Source organism: Paenibacillus sp. FW101-FHT12H11 (genome assembly GCF_058790355.1).
This window is the reverse complement of record NZ_JBYTCO010000015.1, coordinates 13,315-35,167: the sequence shown is the minus strand read 5'-3', so window position 1 is coordinate 35,167 and position 21,853 is coordinate 13,315. Positions and strand designations below refer to the sequence as shown.

The 21,853-nt window shown below is 44.8% G+C and carries 16 protein-coding genes and 1 pseudogene; 10 read left to right on the top strand and 7 right to left on the bottom strand.

The genetic code is table 11. The annotated features are described in order from the left end of the window. Positions 1-252: 252 nt before the first annotated feature. A pseudogene (locus AC3WTJ_RS34840) lies at positions 253-1,522 on the top strand (IS110 family RNA-guided transposase). Positions 1,523-2,191: 669 nt separating this feature from the next. On the opposite strand, the gene AC3WTJ_RS34835 reads toward AC3WTJ_RS34840, so the two are convergent. Next, the gene (locus AC3WTJ_RS34835) at positions 2,192-2,590 is read right to left on the bottom strand and encodes a protein-tyrosine phosphatase family protein (RefSeq protein ID WP_492526175.1); all 399 of its coding nucleotides are present in this window, start codon (positions 2,588-2,590) and stop codon (positions 2,192-2,194) included. 229 nt (positions 2,591-2,819) lie between these two features. Between AC3WTJ_RS34835 and AC3WTJ_RS34830 the strand changes: the two genes are divergently transcribed. After that, positions 2,820-3,026: a hypothetical protein gene (locus AC3WTJ_RS34830; RefSeq protein ID WP_492526087.1), complete on the top strand. Its 207-nt coding sequence runs from the start codon at positions 2,820-2,822 to the stop codon at positions 3,024-3,026. A 155-nt stretch (positions 3,027-3,181) separates the two neighbouring features. After that, positions 3,182-6,985 carry a hypothetical protein gene (locus tag AC3WTJ_RS34825; RefSeq protein ID WP_492526085.1) on the top strand — a complete coding sequence of 1,268 codons (3,804 nt, stop codon included), beginning with the start codon at positions 3,182-3,184 and terminating at the stop codon, positions 6,983-6,985. A gap of 165 nt (positions 6,986-7,150) precedes the next feature. Here the strand turns inward: AC3WTJ_RS34825 and AC3WTJ_RS34820 are convergent, their stop codons facing one another. After that, a complete protein-coding gene (locus AC3WTJ_RS34820; RefSeq protein ID WP_492526083.1) occupies positions 7,151-8,146 on the bottom strand; it encodes a DGQHR domain-containing protein in 996 nt (331 codons plus the stop codon). Between the two features lie 131 nt (positions 8,147-8,277). Between AC3WTJ_RS34820 and AC3WTJ_RS34815 the strand changes: the two genes are divergently transcribed. Beyond that, positions 8,278-8,613 (top strand): helix-turn-helix domain-containing protein, encoded by a 336-nt coding sequence (locus tag AC3WTJ_RS34815; RefSeq protein WP_492526081.1) that lies wholly within the window; start codon positions 8,278-8,280, stop codon positions 8,611-8,613. A 207-nt stretch (positions 8,614-8,820) separates the two neighbouring features. Here the strand turns inward: AC3WTJ_RS34815 and AC3WTJ_RS34810 are convergent, their stop codons facing one another. Continuing rightward, positions 8,821-9,399, bottom strand: coding sequence for a hypothetical protein (locus AC3WTJ_RS34810; protein ID WP_492526079.1), 579 nt, complete (start codon positions 9,397-9,399; stop codon positions 8,821-8,823). A 267-nt stretch (positions 9,400-9,666) separates the two neighbouring features. After that, entirely contained in the window at positions 9,667-9,978 is a 312-nt protein-coding gene (locus AC3WTJ_RS34805; RefSeq protein WP_492526077.1) for a hypothetical protein, read from the bottom strand. A 425-nt stretch (positions 9,979-10,403) separates the two neighbouring features. Between AC3WTJ_RS34805 and AC3WTJ_RS34800 the strand changes: the two genes are divergently transcribed. From AC3WTJ_RS34800 to AC3WTJ_RS34790, 3 genes are all read left to right on the top strand, one after another. Beyond that, the gene (locus AC3WTJ_RS34800) at positions 10,404-12,239 is read left to right on the top strand and encodes a helix-turn-helix domain-containing protein (protein WP_492526075.1); all 1,836 of its coding nucleotides are present in this window, start codon (positions 10,404-10,406) and stop codon (positions 12,237-12,239) included. Positions 12,240-12,339: 100 nt separating this feature from the next. Next, on the top strand, positions 12,340-13,323 hold the full coding sequence (locus AC3WTJ_RS34795; RefSeq protein ID WP_492526073.1) for an ABC transporter substrate-binding protein: 984 nt from the start codon (positions 12,340-12,342) through the stop codon (positions 13,321-13,323). A gap of 158 nt (positions 13,324-13,481) precedes the next feature. Further along, on the top strand, positions 13,482-14,975 hold the full coding sequence (locus AC3WTJ_RS34790; protein ID WP_492526071.1) for a glycoside hydrolase family 32 protein: 1,494 nt from the start codon (positions 13,482-13,484) through the stop codon (positions 14,973-14,975). A gap of 300 nt (positions 14,976-15,275) precedes the next feature. On the opposite strand, the gene AC3WTJ_RS34785 is transcribed toward AC3WTJ_RS34790, so the two are convergent. Then, positions 15,276-16,196, bottom strand: coding sequence for a phosphotriesterase family protein (locus AC3WTJ_RS34785; RefSeq protein ID WP_492526069.1), 921 nt, complete (start codon positions 16,194-16,196; stop codon positions 15,276-15,278). Positions 16,197-16,327: 131 nt separating this feature from the next. On the opposite strand from AC3WTJ_RS34785, the gene AC3WTJ_RS34780 reads away from it, so the two are divergent. Together AC3WTJ_RS34780 and AC3WTJ_RS34775 are read left to right on the top strand one after the other, a co-directional pair. Continuing rightward, positions 16,328-17,197, top strand: coding sequence for a helix-turn-helix domain-containing protein (locus tag AC3WTJ_RS34780; RefSeq protein WP_492526067.1), 870 nt, complete (start codon positions 16,328-16,330; stop codon positions 17,195-17,197). A 164-nt stretch (positions 17,198-17,361) separates the two neighbouring features. After that, complete coding sequence (locus tag AC3WTJ_RS34775; protein WP_492526065.1) at positions 17,362-18,630, top strand: FAD-dependent oxidoreductase; 1,269 nt, start codon at positions 17,362-17,364, stop codon at positions 18,628-18,630. Between the two features lie 61 nt (positions 18,631-18,691). Here AC3WTJ_RS34775 and AC3WTJ_RS34770 read toward each other — a convergent pair whose 3' ends face one another. Continuing rightward, positions 18,692-19,387 carry a 3D domain-containing protein gene (locus tag AC3WTJ_RS34770; protein WP_492526063.1) on the bottom strand — a complete coding sequence of 232 codons (696 nt, stop codon included), beginning with the start codon at positions 19,385-19,387 and terminating at the stop codon, positions 18,692-18,694. A gap of 221 nt (positions 19,388-19,608) precedes the next feature. On the opposite strand from AC3WTJ_RS34770, the gene rpoN reads away from it, so the two are divergent. Beyond that, positions 19,609-20,913 (top strand): RNA polymerase factor sigma-54, encoded by a 1,305-nt coding sequence (gene rpoN, locus AC3WTJ_RS34765; protein WP_492526061.1) that lies wholly within the window; start codon positions 19,609-19,611, stop codon positions 20,911-20,913. A 13-nt stretch (positions 20,914-20,926) separates the two neighbouring features. Here the strand turns inward: rpoN and ablB are convergent, their stop codons facing one another. After that, on the bottom strand, positions 20,927-21,802 hold the full coding sequence (gene ablB, locus AC3WTJ_RS34760; RefSeq protein WP_492526059.1) for a putative beta-lysine N-acetyltransferase: 876 nt from the start codon (positions 21,800-21,802) through the stop codon (positions 20,927-20,929). Positions 21,803-21,853: the final 51 nt, after the last annotated feature.

The following is a 21,853-nucleotide window of genomic DNA, read 5'->3' as shown; positions in this document are numbered from 1 at the left end:
TTAATTTTACTCTCAATTGGCAGCTTGCTCACCTCACACGAGTATAGAATGTATTTGTAATGCTCCATTTTCTTATTCAATGCTCTTTAAAAACAAACCTTCTTCTTTCAACGGGTTATTAACGTAAACTCCCGTTAGATTCCTGTAGATGGATAAATTTCAGCTTTGTAAAAAAACGAGCGCCTCTGTACGATGGAAGTACGCAACGGGTCAAAAGCCCTTTAATTCCATCATCCAGGATGACGCTCTACTATGAAGTTTAAATCACAAGAAAAGCAAAATCAACTCATTGAAAACATTACCTTTCATCATATTGTTGTTGGTGTAGATATTGCTCAAGAGACTCATGTTGCCAGGGCGTTAACTTTCGAGGTGTTGCTCTTGGTAATCCTTTAGTGTTTAGTAACGACGAGGATGGTTTCAAGTCCCTCGACCGTTGGATTCGCGACTTGCTAGCTTCATTTAAATTATCTCAAGTTATCGTTGGTATGGAACCGACTGGCCATTACTGGCTAAGCCTTGCCGGGTGGCTCAAAAACAAAGCTATTGAAGCCGTACTTGTTAATCCTCATCTAGTTAAAAAGAATAAAGAAAACCGCGACAATACACGCTCTAAAAGCGACAAAAAAGATGCATTAGTTATTGCCGACATGGTGAAAAACGGCTACTACTCCCCTGTCCGCTTCCACTCTTCCGAGTACGAGGAGCTGCGAGTGCTTATGGCTAACCGAGAAACGGTCGTTAAACGACTCGTAAGTGCCGTTAACCAGATCCACCGCTGGGTTGACATTGTCTTCCCTGAACTGAGACAAGTCTTTAAAATCTTAACCTGCAAGGGTGCATTGTTAACCCTTCGGCTTTTTCCGCTCCCGACTGAGCTATGTAAATTAAGTCCCGAAGATGTCATTAAAGAATGGCAGAAATCCATGAAGAGGCATTCTGGTGTACGTAGAGCTCATCTACTCATCGATCTTGCCAAGAAAACTGTTGGATCTAAGCAGGCAACGCATGCTTACAAACTCCATTTAGAGCAGCTCCTTGAGGAGCACGACTTAGCATGCAAACAACTGCAGAGGATTGAAGAAGAGGCCAAAGGCGTTGTTGAACGTATCCCCTATTCAGGTAAGATCCGATCCTTGCCATTACTGGAATAAGTGCCATTGCTCTAGCTGGTATTTTAGGAGAGGCAGGAGATCTTCGAGGTTATGCGCACGGGAATGCTCTACTTCGTCACGCAGGCCTCAATGTGACCGAAGCAAGCTCGGGTAAATGGAAGGGACAACTGAAGCTCAGTAAGCGAGGTCGTCCACGTCTGCGTCACTTTCTCTATTTAATTACGATGTGCATGGTCATGAGTAACCAAGAATTTAAAGCCTTACATCACTACAATGTTCAGGTGAAAAAGCTTAAAAAGATGAAGTCTATCATGAAGCTATGTGGAAAACTAGCTCGACTCTTAGTAGGAATGGCTCGTAGTGATGAAGCTTACAACCCCGAAAAAATCTTTGCATTAGCAGCTTAAGATAGACCTTAACTCACGCAAGTTGGCGTATTCGCAGGAGACAAAGAAAGCACGGAGTATCGGGATACGTTAAACAAAAGGGCTCCGACCCATTCCGTTAGAAAGACCGACCTCCACCCCTTAGATAGATGTGACGAAGGAATGAAGGGGCTATTGACCCGTCGAGACATGGGAGTGAAAATCGCTAAGGGCACCGTGGAGAATACGTGCAGTAATTGGAATGAACTGGGTGATTCAACTCCACCTCTATTCCCGCATGCCCTTTTAACGAAACACCCTAAACACCCTAAATATATCTCACTATCTTTCATTCATCATCGATATCTAAAGGATGAAATCCTGCGAATAGACGAGCTTGCGTGAGGAAATCAGATCATACCGAGGGAGCTTAACGGCTGCGGCCAGTCTATAAACTTTATTTCACGGTCTAAAACTTTATTTTCAGCTGACATGTAGAATGTCATCAGCATCATGGTCATTTTTTACGCGTTTGATAATAAAATTGCGCAAAGGACTGTAGAATGATCTCCATACTTCTTCGGTATTCATACTTTACCTCCAGAATCGTTTTATTACAGGGGCGTTTGAATTTACAAAAGGACGCATTTTTTTAATTCATAAAAATAATATAGACCCTATTAGCAAAAATATTGCTAGGGGCCAAATAGATCAATTGTTAAATAACTTCTCAAGCGCCTCACGTTGAGGTTGCCTAATATTAATAACTGGGCGAATGCTTTTCGCCAAACTTTCAGCATCCTCAATGTTCTCGCTCTTACCTAAAGTAATCAAAGTGCCAATTGCTACAGCGCCAGTACAGCCTTTTCCACCGCCACAATGGAATCCAACCTTTTTACCGCTCTTATAAGCCTCTACAACGTGATTTATAGCTTGTTGAAATAGCTCATCTTGTTGACCTTCCGCATTGTCACCAAGCGGTATCTGAAGCCATTCTACGCCATTTGTAGGATAGGCACTCTCCGTAGCCTCACCACGTAAATCGACAATAACCTCAACGTTTTCGTTTTTAACCGTGTCTTCGACGTCTGAAGCTCCGCCGCAAAATATTCTCTCTTTTTTTGGACAGGGGTAATCGTAATTGAGGAATCAATAAAGTACCCCTATGAATTACAGCACCTTGCTGAATCCGTTGGAGAACATGAACTACATGGAAATAAACTGGGTATTGGGAAAATTGATCAGCTAGGAGATAAACTAATTGAGATAATTAATAGTATTGATGCTCAATTTCATTTTACTAGGACAGAAAAAAAAACACATTCCAACTATGAGGTTCGTGGATGCTATTTTAGATAACGTCAATAACCCGGCAGTAGGTCAACTGCATTATCAGATCACAATGATGCGCAAAATGCTGGCTGCTAAAATTGATATGTTTTTTGAAGAACAAGATAAAACTGAATTTTGGGAGATTCAACTAACTGGAAATGTGGATAAATTTAAAAATTTCTTGAGGAAATTTCGTTTGAAAATCAGTAACTAGACGTTATTTATATTAGACGGTGATTGTCGTAATATGGTATATTTGTATCATTTCAGCAACTAATTCATGCTAGGCTCTGTGCTATGTTTGCACGAGCCATTTTGTTATTTTTAATGACCTTTTAGTAGCATTCAAAAATTAAAGGGGGCTATTGGATGCATGGTGTACTAGTTGATGAAAACCAATTAGATGAGTGGGTTAGAGGGAACAGTCGTATAGCACAAGGAAAAATTGTAGAACTTATTTGGCGCTTAGTTGCAGTTTCAACCCCATATCCTAAGGAGCGTAGATTTCCACTTGAGGACAGCATTGGACAACCTGGGCCGGATGGGTATTTGATCACTGAATATAGTTTCGAACCGTTTGTTCCGGAGGGACTTTCATATTGGGAAATAGGAACTGGTAACCATGCCGGTGCTAAGGCTACTTTGGACTTTACAGAATTGACGGCAGCTATTCCTCAAGAAGTTCGAAAACAAGCAACTTTTGTTTTTGTTACACCACTTTCAGGAAGAAGGGATTGGCAGCATACTTGGAAGCTTGAGGCACAGGCAAGTTGGATTCAATCTCGAAGGGCAGCTAATGAATGGGCAGATGTTCGAGTTATAGATGGGACTAAGCTTATTGATTGGTTACGCCACTTCCCCGCTGTAGAGTCGTGGCTTGCTGAGCAAATGAACATTCCATCTTTATACATACAAACCTCTGAGCAACACTGGAATGATCTCAGAACTATCGGTGACCCCCCTCCTCTTACACCTGAGGTTTTCTTACTTAATAGAGGCGAGGCATGTAAAAAATTAGACGAACTTTTTGCCGGGAATATGACACAACTTAAGGTCGACACTTTGCTCCCAGATCAAGTAGCTGATTTTGTTACCGCATATATAGCGTCATTAGAGGAAGATGCGAAGCTAGATATCTCTGGTAAATGTCTTGTTATTTCAAATACGGATGCTTGGAATGTAATGACAACCCTTCGAAATGCACATATTCTTGTTGCTAATTTTGATCTTGACGATACAGAGGTTGGAACAAAGCTGTTAGAACGAGCTAAAAGAGGAAGACACTCTGTTATATTCAGTGGTAGACCTGGGGGGATACCTCATCCTAACAGAGTTACTATTCCTAATCCTAAAAGTTATCAAATAAAAGATGCATTAGAAAAAGCAGGATATAACGAGGAACGAGCTCGCAACATAGCGCAAAGAAGTGATGGAAACCTGAGTTCTATGCTTAGATGCGTCCAACATCTTTCATTAATGCCTGAGTGGGCTCAGGGAACTGAGGCAGCTGAACTAGCAATAGCAGAAATGTTAGGCTCATGGTCCGAGCAGTGTGAAGAAGATAAGGCAGCTATTGAAAAAATACTGGGAAACTCCTACGGGGATTGGGTCGGAGTTATCCGTGATATTTCACTTCGTCCGGGCAGTCCCCTAATTACTCGAGAAGGAAATTGGAAAGTAGTAATGCGTTATGAAGGATGGTTTGCACTTGGCCCGCGGATTTTTGAAGAGCATTTAAAACACTTTAAAGATGTTGCGATCGAGGTTTTAACTGAAATCGATCCTAAATTTGAGCTAGATGAAGAGCTTCGGCATATTTCTGCCATCTATAATAAGACTTTGAAAAATTCTGAATTGCTTCGTAAAGGGATTGCAGAGACTCTAGCATTATTAGGAAGTTATCCAGAAGCTTTAGTATCTTGCAAGACTGGTTTGGCAGAATCAATAGCAAGAAATTCAGTCCGTGAAATTCTTGCAGATGCCAATTGGTTACTCTGGGCGAGTCTTAAAGATCTACTACCACTTCTAGCTGAAGCAGCCCCTGACGAGTTTCTGGAAGCCGTTGAACATTCTATTACAAGCCCCACCAACCCCTTTGATAAATTGTTCTTACAAGAAGGAAAGGGACTAACAGGCTGGAACTATATGAGTGGATTACTTTGGGCTTTGGAAACTTTAGCATGGGATGAGAGATACTTGACACGAGTAATTGTGGTCTTGGGAGAGCTTAGTATTCGGGACCCTGGGGGAACCTGGTCCAATCGTCCTTCTAGCTCACTGTCAACAATACTCTTGCCATGGTTTCCACAAACAACGGCAAGTATGAGAGTGAGAAGAACGGCACTTGAAACACTCCTACGGGAAGTTCCAAAGGTTGCATGGTATCTACTGCTTGATTTACTACCAAGTGGACAGCAAACATCTTCAGGTAGTCACAAACCATCTTGGCGAAAATGGATACCTGATGATTGGTCTAGCAAAACTACTTTTCATGAGTATATGCTTCAAGTTGAGACATACGCTGAGCTGACACTCAGAGTAGCTTTAAGCGATATTTCTAAGTTAACAGTCTTTATAGGACGGCTTGCTGACTTGCCTAAACCAACAGCTGACCAGTTATTAGAGTACCTAAATTCAGATGAATTGCTTGGTTTAACTGAGGTTGATCGATTAAAGGTATGGAATGAACTTACTCAACTTATTACTAAACATAGAAAGTATGCCGAAGCGCAGTGGGCGTTAAGCCATGATATATTAAACAAACTTGTTATGATATCTAAAAGAGTTGCACCTATTGCACCAACTCATTTGTATCAGAGGCTTTTCAATGATTATGAATCTAATCTTTTTGAAGAGGTAGGAAACTATGAAGAACAACGAAAGAAAATCGAGGAGAATCGAAAAACTGCGATTATAGAAATATATTCGTACGGTGGCGTAGATTCAATTTTGGAATTTGCCAAATCAGTTGAACAACCTTTATTCGTTGGAATTAGTTCTGGTTTAATCATGGAAGGCGACATTCAATCTAAAGTAATTCCGCTGTTGATTGAGTCCGACGATAAAGCATATTCTCAATTTGTTGCTGGATATGTATGGGGGGCATTTCGTGCTAATGGATGGCCTTGGGTAGACCAACTTAATATGACAGAGTGGACATTAACTCAAATTAGTCAATTATTGGCCTACCTCCCGTTCCACGCTGAGACATGGGAAAGGGTAAATAAACTTCTAGGTAATTATCAAGAGAAGTATTGGTTAAAGGCCAATGTAAACCCCTACGAAGCGGAAACAAATTTAGAGTGGGCAATTGATCGTTTAATTGAATTTAACAGACCTTCTTCAGCTATAAGATGTTTAGATAAGTTGCTACATGAGAATGTTACCATAAATAGTTCGCAAGCTTTCCGTGTATTGAAGTCAGTCTTGCAAAACAAAGACAGTTCACAATCGCTTGATGTTTATCATATTGTAGAGATTATCAAAGTATTACAGGCTGACGAAAACTGCGATAAAAATGAATTAGCTCAAATTGAGTGGAGTTTTCTTCCTGTGCTTGATCGTTACAATCAAGCTTCACCTAAACAACTTGAACGTCAGTTGGCAAACGACCCCGCCTTTTATTGCCAAGTAATTAGCATAGTTTTCCGATCCAAGTACGAAGGACAATGTAAGGAAGAAGTCTCCGAAGAGAAGAGTAATATAGCTACAAATGCATACCGATTACTGCAAACTTGGAAGACACCACCTGGAATGGATCAGCAAGGATTGTTTCATGGTGACGTTTTAGTAAAATGGGCCGAAGAAGTAAAACAGCTTGCGACTGAGTCTGGACACCTTGAGGTTGCTTACTCCATGGTTGGAAAGGTATTAGTATACACGCCTGCCGATCCAAATGGTCTTTGGATACACGAATCTGCTGCAATGCTGCTTAATGATAAGGACTCAAAAAAAATGCGTGAGGGTTTCCAAATTGAATTGTTCAACTCACGAGGTGTCTATTCCAGTAGTGGAGGTAAGGAAGAACGACAACTAGCTGCAAGGTATAAACAACAGGCCGATGATATTGAAATCCGAGGCTATCATAGACTAGCTGGTACTCTTCGACAACTTGCGTCATCATATGAAAATGAAGCGATTAGAGAAGAAAAGGATGACCCATTTTACGAATAATTTCCTAGCCAGTTTGTATATACCGTATTTAATTTTCTTTTGTACGTGCGTTCGAATTTAAAACTACGTGAAACTACAAAGCCCCGCGGGATGCATTCTCAGCGAGGCTTCTTTTTGATGCTTCTTTAATATACATAAAAAAAGGCTACGCGTAAGTTTTATTATTTATTCTGGAACCATATACGCCATTAAATCTGAAGCTAATGCCTTTGAACCACTTAAACCTTTAATATATTTAAGCATTCCTGTAGAAGACCAATCAAATTTTCTCAATTTCTTCACATATTTTATAATGCGATTGTAATCAATTTGCTTTCTGTCTTCGAAGACAACTTTAGAAAATATTTCGGACCCTGCAATAGCAAGCGCATTTAGACATACTATATGTGTAATACGATATTCCTTATAATCCATCCACTCTTGATTGAAATTCTCTTTAAGAGCATTAAAATAAAATAAGCAAAGCATCAATTTTTCTTCTTTAGTCAAACTAGAGACGCGAACATCTCTCGTAAGCAATTCCAGAATTCTATATAAGTTTTGTAAGGTTACATGACGACCAGCATTTCTTTTTCCTGTAATAGTCCCAATATTATAGAAAGGGCTATCGCTTCTTAAAATTAGTTCTGTTGCTACCCAGCTAAGATCATCAGAGTGCCTTCTTAAATATCGACTAAGTGAAACTCCAATTCCCTTAGCTTTTGTGTTAATTGTATCAAATAGTCTTATCTCTTCATCTTCATCTAGATAATGTAATGCAAGAAAAGGAATGCTTATTTCTGAATTCGTTTCTTGGATATATCTCTTTATACCTCCTAAACGGTGCTGTCCATCCATTAAAGATGCTTTTTCTTTACAAAGCAATCTTCCATAAGAAGGTCTATATTTGTCATAAGGCACAAAATCCCACTTTGCTTCTGCATTTAGAAGAATTGGTGTGAACAATGAGTTATCCCCTCTAGATAAATATAGAGCAAAATCGTTTGCTCTCTTTGAATCTACAGGACGTTGATAGCCCTTGCCAGAAGAAAGATCATATGGCTTTACATAAGTTATTTGTAAAGCATCAGTTGCTGCTACATGTCCTAGATAAGCAACTTTTCCACGCATTTTATATTGAAGGACATTTTCAATAACATGCTGTTTAAGTAATGTGTTCATGTCCTGCCACCCCACTTTTAGTATATACAATAATTTTATGTATTATAACACATAAAATCAAATGGTATTATGTAGTATGGTGATCTTCATAACTATAGTGGACAAGCCTACTCTGTTAAAGAGGTGGTTTAATGTCCAGTCTTTTTCAGCAAGTAGGTAAAAAAATAAAATTTTATCGCAAGGCAAAGAATCTTACTCAAGAGCAATTGGCAGAACTTATACCGATTGAGCAAGCGCATCTTGTAAGAATTGAAAGAGGAAACGTTAATATTACATTAGAAACGATTGATAAAATATCAATTGCTTTGGATATAAATCCAATACAATTATTTGAATCTGAAAATGGTAAATATGAACAAAGAGATGATTTAGAAAAGATACAAATCATGCTTTATGACAAGAGTCGTGAAGAAATAAAAAGTGTGAATAACATACTAAAAGAAATATTCTCGATGAAAGTTAAATAATCTTTAGCTCAAATAAGCCCCATCAGTCATTTTGACAGATTAAGCTTATTTGAGCTTGTTCAACATTCAATGCTAAACATGTCTGTTAAGACTGGCATTACTTTATAAAACTCGTCTGATTTCATAATAATCCCTAAACTGATCCCATACCATTATTCTAATACGGGTTCTTATAAATGGACATGCTAGCCTTTCTCGGAGACCTTATTACCAATTATCGTTTAGTTTCTTTTTCCTTTCATCATCAAATTCTATAGTTACTGTTCTTGTTTGGTTTAGGGTTTTCTCAGTGATTGGCATAGACATTAATTGCTGCATATAGTGATTTACTTCAGCTCTGAGGAAAGCACTGCTAAAATGAAAAATTGTTGATCTAATGATAATGTTTTTAAAAAGTCTAACAGCTACTCCGTGTATTACTTTATTGTTATCAATCTTTTGTTTCAGGAGCCACATACATACATCAACTAATTGAAGGTGAGGCGAAGAAGATGAAGTTGAGAACTCCAATTTATCAGGGAACATGTCAGATTTCTCTACTATAGGGTACAAATTAAGCGGATCTTGTATCTTTACACCTTTGAAGTATTGATACATTTGTTGCAAGTATTGCCCAAACTCACTTTGTTCATCATGAACAATTCTTGATACTTTCCTTTCATGCTTATCTCCAATGTTGTGGAGTCCAGAAAGTAGCATAGAAACCGAGACTAAATTAGGGGACTCATATTGTACATTTCTAAAGTCTTGTACCCCTTCTGGTCTAGAAACGCGTTCAGTTAGCAATTCTGCTGGATGTCTGATCCCCCATTCTAGTGCATCAAGAATTTAAAATTTACCTCGTCGATCAGAAAGAGGATATTTATTTACTGATTTTCAAACGAAATTTCCTCAAGAAATTTTTAAATTTATCCACATTTCCTGTTAGATGAATCTCCTAAAATTCAATTTTATCTTGTTCTTCAAAAAACATATCAATTTTAGTAGCCAGCATTTTGCGCATCATTGTAATCTGATAATGCAGTTGACCTACTGCCGGGTTATTGACGTTATCTAAATAGCATCCACGAACCTCATAGTTTGAATGTGTTTTTTTTCTGTCCTAGTAAAATTAAATTGAGCATCAATACTACTAATTATCTCAATTAGTTTATCTCCTAGCTGATCAATTTTCCCAATACCCAGTTTATTTCCATGTGGTTCATATTCTCCAACGGATTCAGCAAGGTGCTGTAATTCATAGGGGTACTTTACTGATTCCTCAACTACGATTACCCCTGTCCAAAAAAAAGGTTGTTTAATATCTCCGAACAAGTCTAACCCTGTATTTCCCGATTCATCAACATGTGCTTCAAATGTTCGCACTTAAATTTTCCTCCATGACCTAAAAAAATAATTTGCAAAAAGAAATGAGAAAGTCCAACGGAGGATTTTCTCATTATAATTTAGGAACCCCTAGGCCCATATTATTATTTTAGTGTATTACTCCCGAAAAGTTTGGGATTAATTACTACAAATCAATGATAATAAATAAAATAATTAATCCCGTAAAAAAAAGTCTATACAATCTTCGGATAATATACCTCTAAAACCTCTGCAGCATCACCGGTAAGAATTAAGATTTTCTTTGACATCGTATCACTCCTTGGAAATGAATGGTAACCCACTCCCAATTATGAGGAAACCTCGTAACGTTGTAAACGGGTGGAATTTGACACGAATTGTCGAATGTATTTTATAATAAAAGAAAGTACCCAACGTAGTCACCAAATTAAGGCGGTGGACGCTTCATGTTTCTAAAGAAAAGCCAGTTCACGAGAAATGGCAAGCCCTATACGTACTATAAAATCGTCAGCACCTACAAAGATGAGGCGGGCCGTAACCGGCACAAAGTGGTCAAGCATTTGGGCAAGCTTTCTGACGAAGAAGCCGAGAATGTCCGGCAGGTTTTGAAGGAGCAAGGGAAGCTGCAGGTTGAAAAGACAGAAGCTCTCGAAAGCGATGCTGTGAGAATAGCGGCTGTGCCGCAGGAGACTCCGCTTTTCGTCGTGTTGGACGCGCAGCTTTTGACCTACGAACCTTACGCCCAAAAGGAATGGAACGTAACGGACGTTGATATGCTCCTCATTGTTCGGGAGGGGACAGGAGAGCTGTTCATGAACGGCAGGAAAGTGGCGCTGCATTATGGCTTGGTCATCTATGCCCCTTCCGGCAGCGGCATGCATGTGGTAAATACGAGCGGCCGTGATCTTCATCTCGATCGGATTGCTTTTGAGGTGCTGAAGAAAGCCGAACGGCCTGCAGAGCGAGGCGCGTACCGGCAAGGAAAGATGCCGGCGGTCTTCCAAGAGCCGATTCAACTGCAAACCCCTTATCGCGTGTTAAAACTAACCAAAGAGCTCGATGCCGTACAGCTGAGCGGAGAAACGCAGGAGATGTTTCGGAGGCAGCTGCTGTTTTATACGATTATGGATATGATTTGCCGGAATATCGGGGAAGAGCGGCCCACAGAAACGGGGAACGTCATTGAGCAAGCCGTAGTGCTTATTCATCAACATTATCGCAACGATTTGACGCGTGACCAATTAGCGGAGCAGTTAGGCGTGAGCCCGGAGCATTTCTCGAGATTGTTCAAAAAGGAGAAGGGGATGAGCTTCATCGACTACCTGCTCCATCTGCGTATTGAGAAATCGCGTGAGCTGCTCTTGCTTTCCAAATCGAACGTACATGAGGTTGCCCAGGAGGTGGGCTTTCAGAGCCAGTATTATTTTAGCCGAAAATTCAAGCAGCTGGTTGGAGTATCGCCGAGCGCTTATGTGCATCAGCCTAAGAAGTATGTCTCGCTGAACTCCTGCATGACTTCGAGTTTGCTGAAGCTCGGCGTTGTGCCGCGTATTGGCGTTCTGGATCCGTGGATGCCGGCACATTATCAAAGCCTGCTCAGTCAAGCCGAATTTAAGCTGATTGAAGGCTTGGACGAGCAAAGCACGCAGGCATTGGGAGAGCTGCAGCCAGACCTGATTTTCTGCAATATTCATAAGCAGGATGTGAATAAAGTACGCAAGCTGGGCCCAGTCGCTGTCGTGGATTTAGAGAAAATGGACTGGCGTGAGCAGCTGCGTTTTATCGCGGATGTGGTCGGCAAACAGCAGGAGGCTGAGGCGTGGCTGCACGCTTTTGACAGTGAAATGGCTGAAGCTGGACGGAAGCTGGCACGTAGGTTGAACCCGCAGGACACTTTTATCATCATGAAAGTAGTTTCAGGTAAAATCTATGTCTATGGCGACCTGCGAAGCATGGGCGGTCCGATGATTTACCAAGGTTTGCAGCTGCGCCCTCCGCGCATCGTGCAGGAGCAGATTATTGATCAGCGGATATTAAACCGTCTGGTTCCTCTTGAGAAGTTAAGCGAGTACGATGCTGATCATGTTTTTCTGATCAACTACGAGTCTAATTGGCTGGAAGCTGCTGAATCGTTTAAAAGGCACCCCAACTGGAAAAAGTTCACCGCTGTCAGGAAAAACCAGGTGTACGAGGTCGACCGGGGGATCTTCTACGGTTTTGACCCTTTATCGCTGGAGCTCCAAATACAGGAAATTGTTAAGCGTCTCTCATCACAATCGTAGGCAATTCTCGTCATGAATGTGTATGGACGGCTTCCCAGGCTGATTGATATGATCTAACTGAGAATAATTTTCATTATCAAAGGGAGAGGTCGATCCTATTATGTTAGCAATGAAACCATGGTTATCCGCAGGGGTGACTGCGATGTTGTATATTTTGAGTGCATGCGGCAGTACGGCGGCGCCGACAGCAGCGCCAACAACAGCCCCGGCGGCGTCCGCAGCTCCGGCAGCAGCGAAGACGATCGTCGCCAAAACGGCGAAAGGAGATGTCACCATTCCGACAGAGCCTAAGCGTGTCGTTGCTGCTTACTATCACGGCACATTGGCGGCGTTAGGCATGAATCCGATCGGCGCAAGTAAGGAGTGGTGGATGGGAAGCCCATTTTTGAAGGATCAGGAGGCTAAAATGGAGGATATCGGTTCGCCCGCCTCCGTAGAGAAGGTTGCTTCCATGAACCCGGATCTCATCGTGATTAACGGTTTTGCCGAAGAGAACAACGATAAGCTGTCCAAAATCGCTCCAACTGTCTTTATTCCTTATAATGCTTATAAAAATGTGAGAGAAGAAGTGAAACTGCTTGGCGATACCTTCGGTAGACAGAAGGAAGCGGAACAATGGCTCGCCAAGTATGAGCAGAAGGCCAAAGAAAGCCGTGAGAAAATCAAAGGTGCGGTGAAAGAGGGCGAAACAGCCGTTATCATCAACGTTCGGGAGAAAAAGATTTCCTTCCTTGGCGATAACTATGGCCGTGGCGGAGAAGTCATCTATAATATGCTGAAGATGAAAGCGCCGGATTTCGTTCAGAAAGAAGCGATTGACAGCGGCAAGCAGCTTGTTGAATTTTCCATGGAGATGCTGCCTCAGTATGCGAATGTCGATCACATTTTTATCTGCATGAACGAAGGCACAACAGAAGCACAGGTAAAAGAGATTCTAGAGAGCCCGATCTGGAAGACACTTCCTGCCGTGAAAAATAACAAAGTCCATATGCTGGACTACAAAACATTCCTGCACTACGATCCAATCTCCATTCTGGGACAAGCGGATTTGATTACGGATATGCTGGTGAAGAGTGCAAAATAAAAAGCTTGCTTGGCAGCGACAGGCTGCGGCCGCCCTACCTTAATTGGATGGGGCGGTTTTTTGTTTTACACATAAAGGTTAGCTTGGGGGTAATGGAGAATTTGTGAGATGAAATGAAATGTTAGACATTTGGCACATGCGTGGCAGGAGGAGAAAACATGGATCAGGAAGCGGTAGAGCGAAATAAGGCGCACGAGGAACGAGTGGAGCAAGCGAATGCATTTTTGAAGCAAAAAGTGGATGGGCTTGAGGAAGATAGTTACAGGCTCAGCTATCATTTGATGCCTCCTGCAGGCTGGATGAATGATCCCAATGGCCTTATCTTTTATAAAGATGAGTACCATGCGTTTTATCAGCATTATCCGTACGAGGCCAAATGGGGACCCATGCACTGGGGACACGCCAAAAGTAAAGATTTGGTAAACTGGGAACATCTCCCGATTGCGTTAGCGCCTTCGGAAGTTTATGACACAGGAGAAAATAACGGCCATGGCTGCTGGTCGGGCAGCGCTGTGGACGATAACGGTAATCTCACGTTAATTTATACAGGGCATGTTGACGGGCGAACCCCCGTAGAGGTGCAATGTCTCGCGACTAGCACGGACGGATTGAACTTCCGAAAAGAGGCTGGTAACCCGGTCATTGCGGGGGCTCCGGAGGAAGGCGGTATCGGGTTCCGGGACCCGAAGGTGTGGCGGCATGCAGGGACTTGGTACATGGTGGTCGGATATGGGAAAGACGGCTTGGGTAAAGTGCAATTGTATACGTCTGAGAATTTACGGGAGTGGGGTTACCTCGGAGTAGCTGCGGAGAGCGACGGAACGATGGGGGATATGTGGGAATGTCCGGATCTCTTCCCGTTAGGGAGCGGGGACGATCATGCGCTGATTATTTCCCCGATGAATATGGGAACGACGAAGACGATGTACCTAACCGGCAAATTGAACTATGAAACCGGTCAATTCAGCTATGGCTATAAGGAGCGGCTGGATTACGGGTTTGACTTCTACGCCCCGCAGACGTTCATGGACGGGCAGGGCCGGCGCATCCTCCAAGGCTGGATGAACATTTGGGGTGCCAAGATGCCCGAGCAGGAGCGGGGCTGGATGGGCGCCTTTACCTTGCCGCGCGAGTTGAAGCTTAACGCGGATGGTACGCTGCGGATGGAACCCGTGGCGGAGCTGCAGGCTTTGCGCGGGGCTCATCAACGCGTTAATGGTCTGACTATAGGCGCAGATACGGAGTTGGCGCTGCCAGGGGTTCATGGCGATACGCTTGAGTTAATCGGCGTTTTTGATGTGGCTAAAGCCGGCGGCGCAGCGGAATTCGGCTTGCTGCTTCGCTGCTCCGAGGACGGTTCCGAGTATACGAAGGTGGTTTATTCTGCCGCTGAGCGCAAGCTCAGCGTGGATCGCACGCATTCCGGCGTTGGCGAAGCGGGCGTGAGTGAAGCTCCGTTAGCGCCGATGGCGGACGGCCGCGTGAGGCTGCATCTGTTCCTCGACCGCTCGTCGGTCGAGCTCTTCGCCAATGACGGAGTGAAAACCGTCACGAATCGTATTTACCCTGCGGCGACTAGCGTGGGTATCAAGCTGTTTGCCGAGAAGGGCGAAGCTCATCTCGAGAGCTTGGATGTTTGGGTGTTGGGGTAGGTTTGGTTTGAGCTCCTTGCTCCTCTCATCTTGGCATATTAGGCAGGGTTTAACTGAACTTCAGGGTTAGCGGAACTACAGGGCACTATTCGCGCTGAAAGTAGAGATTGGATCACTGGAAGGGAACTGTAGGGCGCTAATTGGTGATATATCAGCTGAAAGTCGAGCAGATCGTCTAAATAAGACCTTGTAGTTCTCTTGGAACGGAGAATTACACGGATTCTGCTCAAATAGCGGACTCATGCTCCCTTAACACAAAACCAGCAAACCCGAGGCAAGGGCTGCTGGTTTTTGAGCATTCTAGTTCCGAATACGCATCGCCTGATAAGCATTCCGGGTAACGCACTGTGTAAGCCAATTCATATCCAAACCTTGCTGAGCCGCGTAGGGGATGAAATCGGTCAGCAAGTGGTGATAAGGCCGAAGATTACCGCCTTTCTCCTCGCCAATCGTGTACCAACCTGTGTCTTGAGAAAGCAGGATTTGCTCGCTGCTTATGCCATGATTCCGGAGCTGCTGCAGCAGTTCTACATGCTTGTCATAGGTGCCTGGCAGAATGGAATCAATCGAAATCCACATGCCCTCATCCGCCAACCGTTGATGGACGGTCAGATCCTTGCCGGTTTGGGCATGCACCCAGATGAAGCGTTCCGGGTCGAAGCTTGCTTCTCTCATGATTTCGCCCGCATGCAGGGCGGTATCCCCGCCGATGGTATGACATTGAATCGCTAATCCGGTTTCAAAGGAGGTGCGAATAGCGGCCCGCAATATTTTTTGCTGCGTCTCATTGATCGACGTTCCGTCGTTTAAAGCGATTTTGATATAGCCAGGGTAGACACCGCTATCTGCAATGCCGTTTTGCGCCTCGCGAATCCATAGATCGGACAGCTCGCGCTCCGTGGCTTGATAAACGAAAGGCGGCAAATAAGGCGCCTTATAAAAGCCGGTGTTCGTCACAAGATGCAGGCCGGACTGGGCAGACAGCTCTTTTAAAACATAGGGGTCACGCCCCAAATACTCCGGCGCACAATCTACGAAGGTTGAGCAGCCAGCCTCCTTCAACTGCAGCAGGAGCGGCAAGATGGAGGCCACGACCTCATCGCGGTCATAATCGTTCGGCGTTAACTTGCCATCTTCGACAAATCCAACGAGAACATGCTCGTGGACGAGAATCGTTCCGGCTTCTTTTTCGTGGATAAGCCCTTTCACGGTTTGCAGCATAACATCGATATCCCCCTTGATCCTCGATTTTACTCTACTTTAGTCTATCGTGGACCGGTTGAAGTAGGCAACACTATGTTATTCTTTTACAATAGAATCATCGGGAAAACTTTGAAGAACGGAGAATACGCATGTCCGCCGAATCGATTTTAAATCAAGAGCTGCAGCCGTACATTCGCTATGCGGACCTGTTGCATTTTCAACAATGGAAAACGCCGCCCAGAATTATCACCGACTACATGCTGCTTTACGTGCAGGAAGGTTCTTTTAGCCTTCAGGCAGAAGGGGCTCTCTATGAGGTGAATCAGGGGCAGTTCATCTTCGTGCAGCCGGATATTGTGCATCAGATGGAATCCGAAGCGCCGCTGACTCTGATGTCATTGCACATGGAGCTGTTCCCCTCCTTAATCGAAGCTCGCCCCGAAATGATTGTGCCTATTGATCACGGCTATAACCCGGATACAGTTTCGCTGCAGCCAAGTCTGAAAAAATTTGCGGATATCTCCATTCCTTATCTATTGAAACTTTCGAGGCACGAATGGATGTTGGACACTCTGCAGCAAGCAATTGCGCATTGGGGCCGCAAAAACGCAATCGACCTTCTTCAAGCACAAGTCCACGCCACAGAGATTGTTCTGGAATTGTTAAAAGAATACACAACTCGCGATACCTCCGAGCATAGCCGCTCTACATCGCTTAGTTGGGTGCCGGCCTACATGCAGTACCGGTTGTCGGAACCGCTGACTGTGGAGGAAATGGCACATAAGGCGCTCATGTCCCGCTCTTATTTCTCCTTGCATTTTCGCTCGCAATTCGGAGTGTCCCCTCACCAATTTCTGCTCAAGCTGCGTCTTGATTACGCGACCGACCTGCTCCGTGGCACGGATCTTCCGCTTCAGGATATTGCGGACAGCTGCGGATTTTCGAGCGTTCACCATTTTTCCAAGATGTATAAGCTTCGCTTCGGATACCCGCCAAGTCAAATTAGACGCCATTCATAAAAAAGACGTTTTGATACATTTTCTATGCATTTTGACAAAGCCAGACGGTTCAGCGCTCCCTATAATGAAGTCATAGTGCCGCGGCAGATTGCGGATTTTGGCATGGCAGAACACAAGAAACTTTTTGAAACAAGGGCCAAAATAGAAGGGAGCGAAGGCGGAAAATGAGTGACAAACGAACGTATGATTTTCAAAGACAGATAGAGACTTATGATCGCGCTGATATCGTTGTTATCGGAGGAGGACCTGCGGGAACGGCAGCAGCTATTTCGGCGGCAAGAAGAGGCAAGAAAGTCATTTTGCTTGAAAAATCAGGGCAGCTTGGCGGTATGGGCACCTTGGGGAATGTGAGCATTTTTATGCCGATTGGGAACGTGACGGGCATTTACCGTGAGATGATTGCCGATGTGCTGGCCGAATATTTGCCGGAGCATCATGATACGTCCATTGCCCCGCAATATTCTCCTTTTGAGCTAAGGCATTATTTAAATGAGAAAATGAAAAAGGAAGGCGTAGAGGTCATCTACCATACCGAATTCGTTGGGGCGGTCAAGGACGGAACTCGCCTGGAAGCTGTAATTGCGTCTACGCGCGAAGGGCTGAAAGCTTTTGAGGCTAAGCAATTCATAGACTGCACCGGGGATGCCAGAGTCGCTTTGGATGCCGGGGTGCCTCACACGTCGGGAAGAGACGGGGATGGGCTGACTCAGCCGATGACGCTGATGTTTATGATGCAGAACACAGGCAAGACCGTAACTCCGATTCTGCCGGAAGGCTGCTATTATTATGAAAAAGTGTCCGATCTGCCGCAGGGCCGCCATCTTTACTGGGAACGCAACAAGGACGGCCAGCTCTTGGTGAACATGACGCGGGTCAAAGGCAACGGCGCGAACATCAAGGACATCAACTACGCGGAAACGGAGGCGCTGAGACAGGTATTTTCCATCGTGCATTACTTGCAGCGGAATGGTTTTGAGACTTATGCGCTTTCCCACGTGGCCAATCAGGTTGGCGTGCGGGAAACGAACCAGATTCAGGGGTTGTACACACTGACGGAGCAGGATGTGGTGGAGGGCTGCCGCTTCCAAGACGTGGTCGCCCAGACGAACTACGAGATCGACATCCACAGCCCCGATGGCAAAAAGACCACCGACGAGCGCAAAGTCAGCGGCTACGACATTCCATATCGCTGCATGGTGCCTGAAGAGGTGGACAATCTGCTTGTCGCCGGCCGTTCCATATCCGCTACGCATGTAGCGATGTCGTCCATGCGTGTGCAGCCTACTTGCTACGCGTTGGGGCAAGCCGCGGGAATTGCTGCTTCCATCGCTTTGGACGAAACCTGCGTCATTCGCGATGTATCCATCGATGCGCTGCATGAGGGACTGCGTGAGATGAACGTTGTCTTTCATAAGCTTGCATCGTTTTCGTAGACGCATAAAAACCCTGACGGAGTAAGCTCCGTCGGGGTTTATTGCTCGCCTCTCCAGCAAACTAGATATTCTCCCGGTTCAGCACATAAACTTTCACGTTTTTCTTCACGCCGAATTCCTGCGCTTGACTCAAATCGTTCATGAACACATCAATTCTCGAACCGCGAATCGCCGAGCCGATATCTTCAGCTTTGCGAATGCCGATCCCCTCAATGAATACGGTGGAGCCTAATGGAATGACGGCTGGATCGACGGCGATCGTCCGTCCCTCTTTGGCTTTTAACCCGCTGAAGGTAATGCCGTACATGGGATGGGAAGCTTTTTTACCGGTCGATTCGAAACCCGCTGTATAGGCTGTCAATGTGGTGTTGATTACTTTTTTAATGATTTTTGGTTGTGTTTTCGTGACAGCCCCTGTTCCACTTGAAGGAACATTCAGGGTTTGTCCAATGGTCAGCCCGCGCGGATCACTAATTCCGTTGGCTGCCATCAGGTCGTTCACATCCACTTCAAAGTCACGAGCGATTTTGAACAAGGTATCTCCCCGGTTAACCTGATACTGCGTTGTTGGCGGCACGGTAGCGGTGGTAGTGGTTTCTGGAACAACAGCAGATGAGGTATTTGCTACAAGACTGTAAGATTGCGGTAGATCCGTGAACTCGTCGCTGCTTGGATAGGAATAGGCTTTACCAGTAAGCCATAAACTTACTAACAAAGGAATTGTCAGAGTCGTAAACAAAATTCTTAGAAACATCATAGCTCCTCCTCAAAAAAGTTAATAGAGTTATAGCTACTAGACTCGTCAAATTTATATTTTTCTATACGTATTCTATGAAAATTTACTAGATTAAAGCCCGCAAGATGGTCTCTTTATGGGCTTTTTTGCTGTTTACAGACAGATTGGCAAACGTTCGTCCTCACGTGAATACACTATAGCAACAACCTAAAGGAATGATGTTCATGCGCCCAGGATACGGAATGTTTCAACAACAGTCGGCGAAAATGCGGCTCACGCCGCAGCTGCGCAAAGCCATATCGATTCTGCAGCTCTCGCTACCTGAATTGCTGGAGGTTGTTCAGCAGGAGATGCATGAGAATCCGGTATTGGAGTTCACCTCCGCTAATGAGCGGACAGTCGATACTCCCGCTCGTCCTACCCGCACGAGGGATGGCGAAACTCCTTACGATCCGCTGCACCATGCAGCCTCGAATGAGGTGTCGCTGGAAAGGCATTTGAAGGAGCAGTTATTCTTCATGAAAAAAGTGCCGCAAGCCGTGCGCCGCATTGTCATTTTTATGATTGGAAATGTGGATGGCAATGGCTATCTGACCGCTTCGATCAGTGAAATTTCGGATGTTTTGAAAATGGAGCGTGAGCTGGTGGAGCAAGCCCTTACGATTCTGCAAAGTTTTGAGCCTGCCGGTGTGGGGGCGAGGAATTTGCGCGAGTGCCTGCTTTTGCAGGTAAGGTCTTTGGCGGAAAGCTTTCCGCTCGTCGCCATACTCATTCGCAATCATTTGAAGGATGTTGCTGATTATCACATTCATAAACTATCGCAGCATCTGCAAGCTTCGCCGCAAGAAATTCAGGCAGCCGTGGCCGTCATCAAAGGCCTGAATCCCAGGCCAGGGGCTGCCTTTCATACGGAAGCCATTCACTATATCCTACCGGAGGTGATTATTGAAAAGTCAGGCGAGAGGCTTGTCGTGTTCACGCATCAGGCAGCGCTGCCCCGTCTATCGATGAATGGTTATTATGAGCGACTTGTGAAGGAGGGAAAAGATGCGAACGAAGCCTCTCGCTTTTTAACCGGAAAGTTCCAATCGGCGATGTTTTTCTTAAGGTGCCTGGAGCAGCGCCGCAAGACGATTTTTCGTGTGGCTCAGGCCATCGCCGAGGAGCAAAGCGAGTTTTTTTGGAAGGGGACGGCCAATCTCAAGCCGATGACCTTGAAACACATTGCCGATAAGCTCGGCATGCATGAATCGACAGTCAGCCGCGCAACAGCCGGCAAATATGCTCAAACGCCTCGGGGCATCTTCGAGCTCAAGCACTTTTTTCCGTCAAGCTTGCCCAAAGACTGCGGAGAGGCAGCGTCCTCCGAGCGTGTCAAAGCCAGATTAAAGGAGTGGATTCGTGGCGAGAACCCTGCTAAGCCATACTCGGACCAAAAGCTGACCGTGCTTCTGAAACAGGAAGGCATCCAGATCTCGCGACGCACGGTGACGAAATATCGGGAAGAGCTCGGCATTTCTTCTTCCTTGAGAAGGAAACGCATATAGTTAACCTAAAGGGTTATGGCTTGATTAAGGTTTTGGCCCATAAATTCATATCCTCATATTTATCGTAGATATCGCAGTTTTTCGTCAGCCTGCCGTAATATCCATAGCCCATTTGATGGAAAACGGCATTCATGCCGAAGGAAAGAGCTCTGGACAACGAGTAGGCGCAGGTAATCTGGCGAGCGATCAATTCATCCTCCAAAGCATGCATCAAGAGCCTCATGAGCCCTTTGTTGCGGAATGCCGGCAGAGTGGCGCAATCGGTCATTTCTGCATTGGCATATGTCGCATTGATTTCAGCGGAAGCGGCGCTAATCAGCTCATTTTGCGATTCGACGAGATAATAAATCGTCCCCGCCTGCATCGTTTTTGCAACATAGAGCGGATCGTTCATAGGTGTCGGGTAGGTCTGGAAAATCTGGCTGTACAACTGCGACAGCTGCTCCGCATCCTTGAGCAAGGCTAAACGCAGGCTAAAAGGTTCCGGTATGACGGGCCTTGCAGGCTTACGAGAAAGCGCTAGCACTTGATGCAAAATGCAATCCTCCTCCATCCAATAATCGCTGCTCCGCCGCCCCAAATCGTAATAAAACGCCATGCAGTAAGCGTCCATGCCATGAAAATATCCTTTGTAAATGCCCTCCAGCATGCAGCCTTTTCCTAAGAAGATCTGCCAATCCTGCGCTCGCGATTTGATAAAAACCTTGGTCAGCGCATGGCTTTTGGCTGTGTCGGCTATTCGTTCGTAGATGGCATCGACATTGCCTTGATAGTCGTCTACCCGCAGTCTTTTGTTCATGAAATCGAGGTAAAAGCTTACCGTATAATCACTGCCGCTTTCAACTTCCAAACGGGATGTTGGCCGATCATTTGGCATTTGATTAGGCATCTGGCAGTCCCCTCCTTCTTCTTACCATGGTTATATGCTTCGATCCGTTAG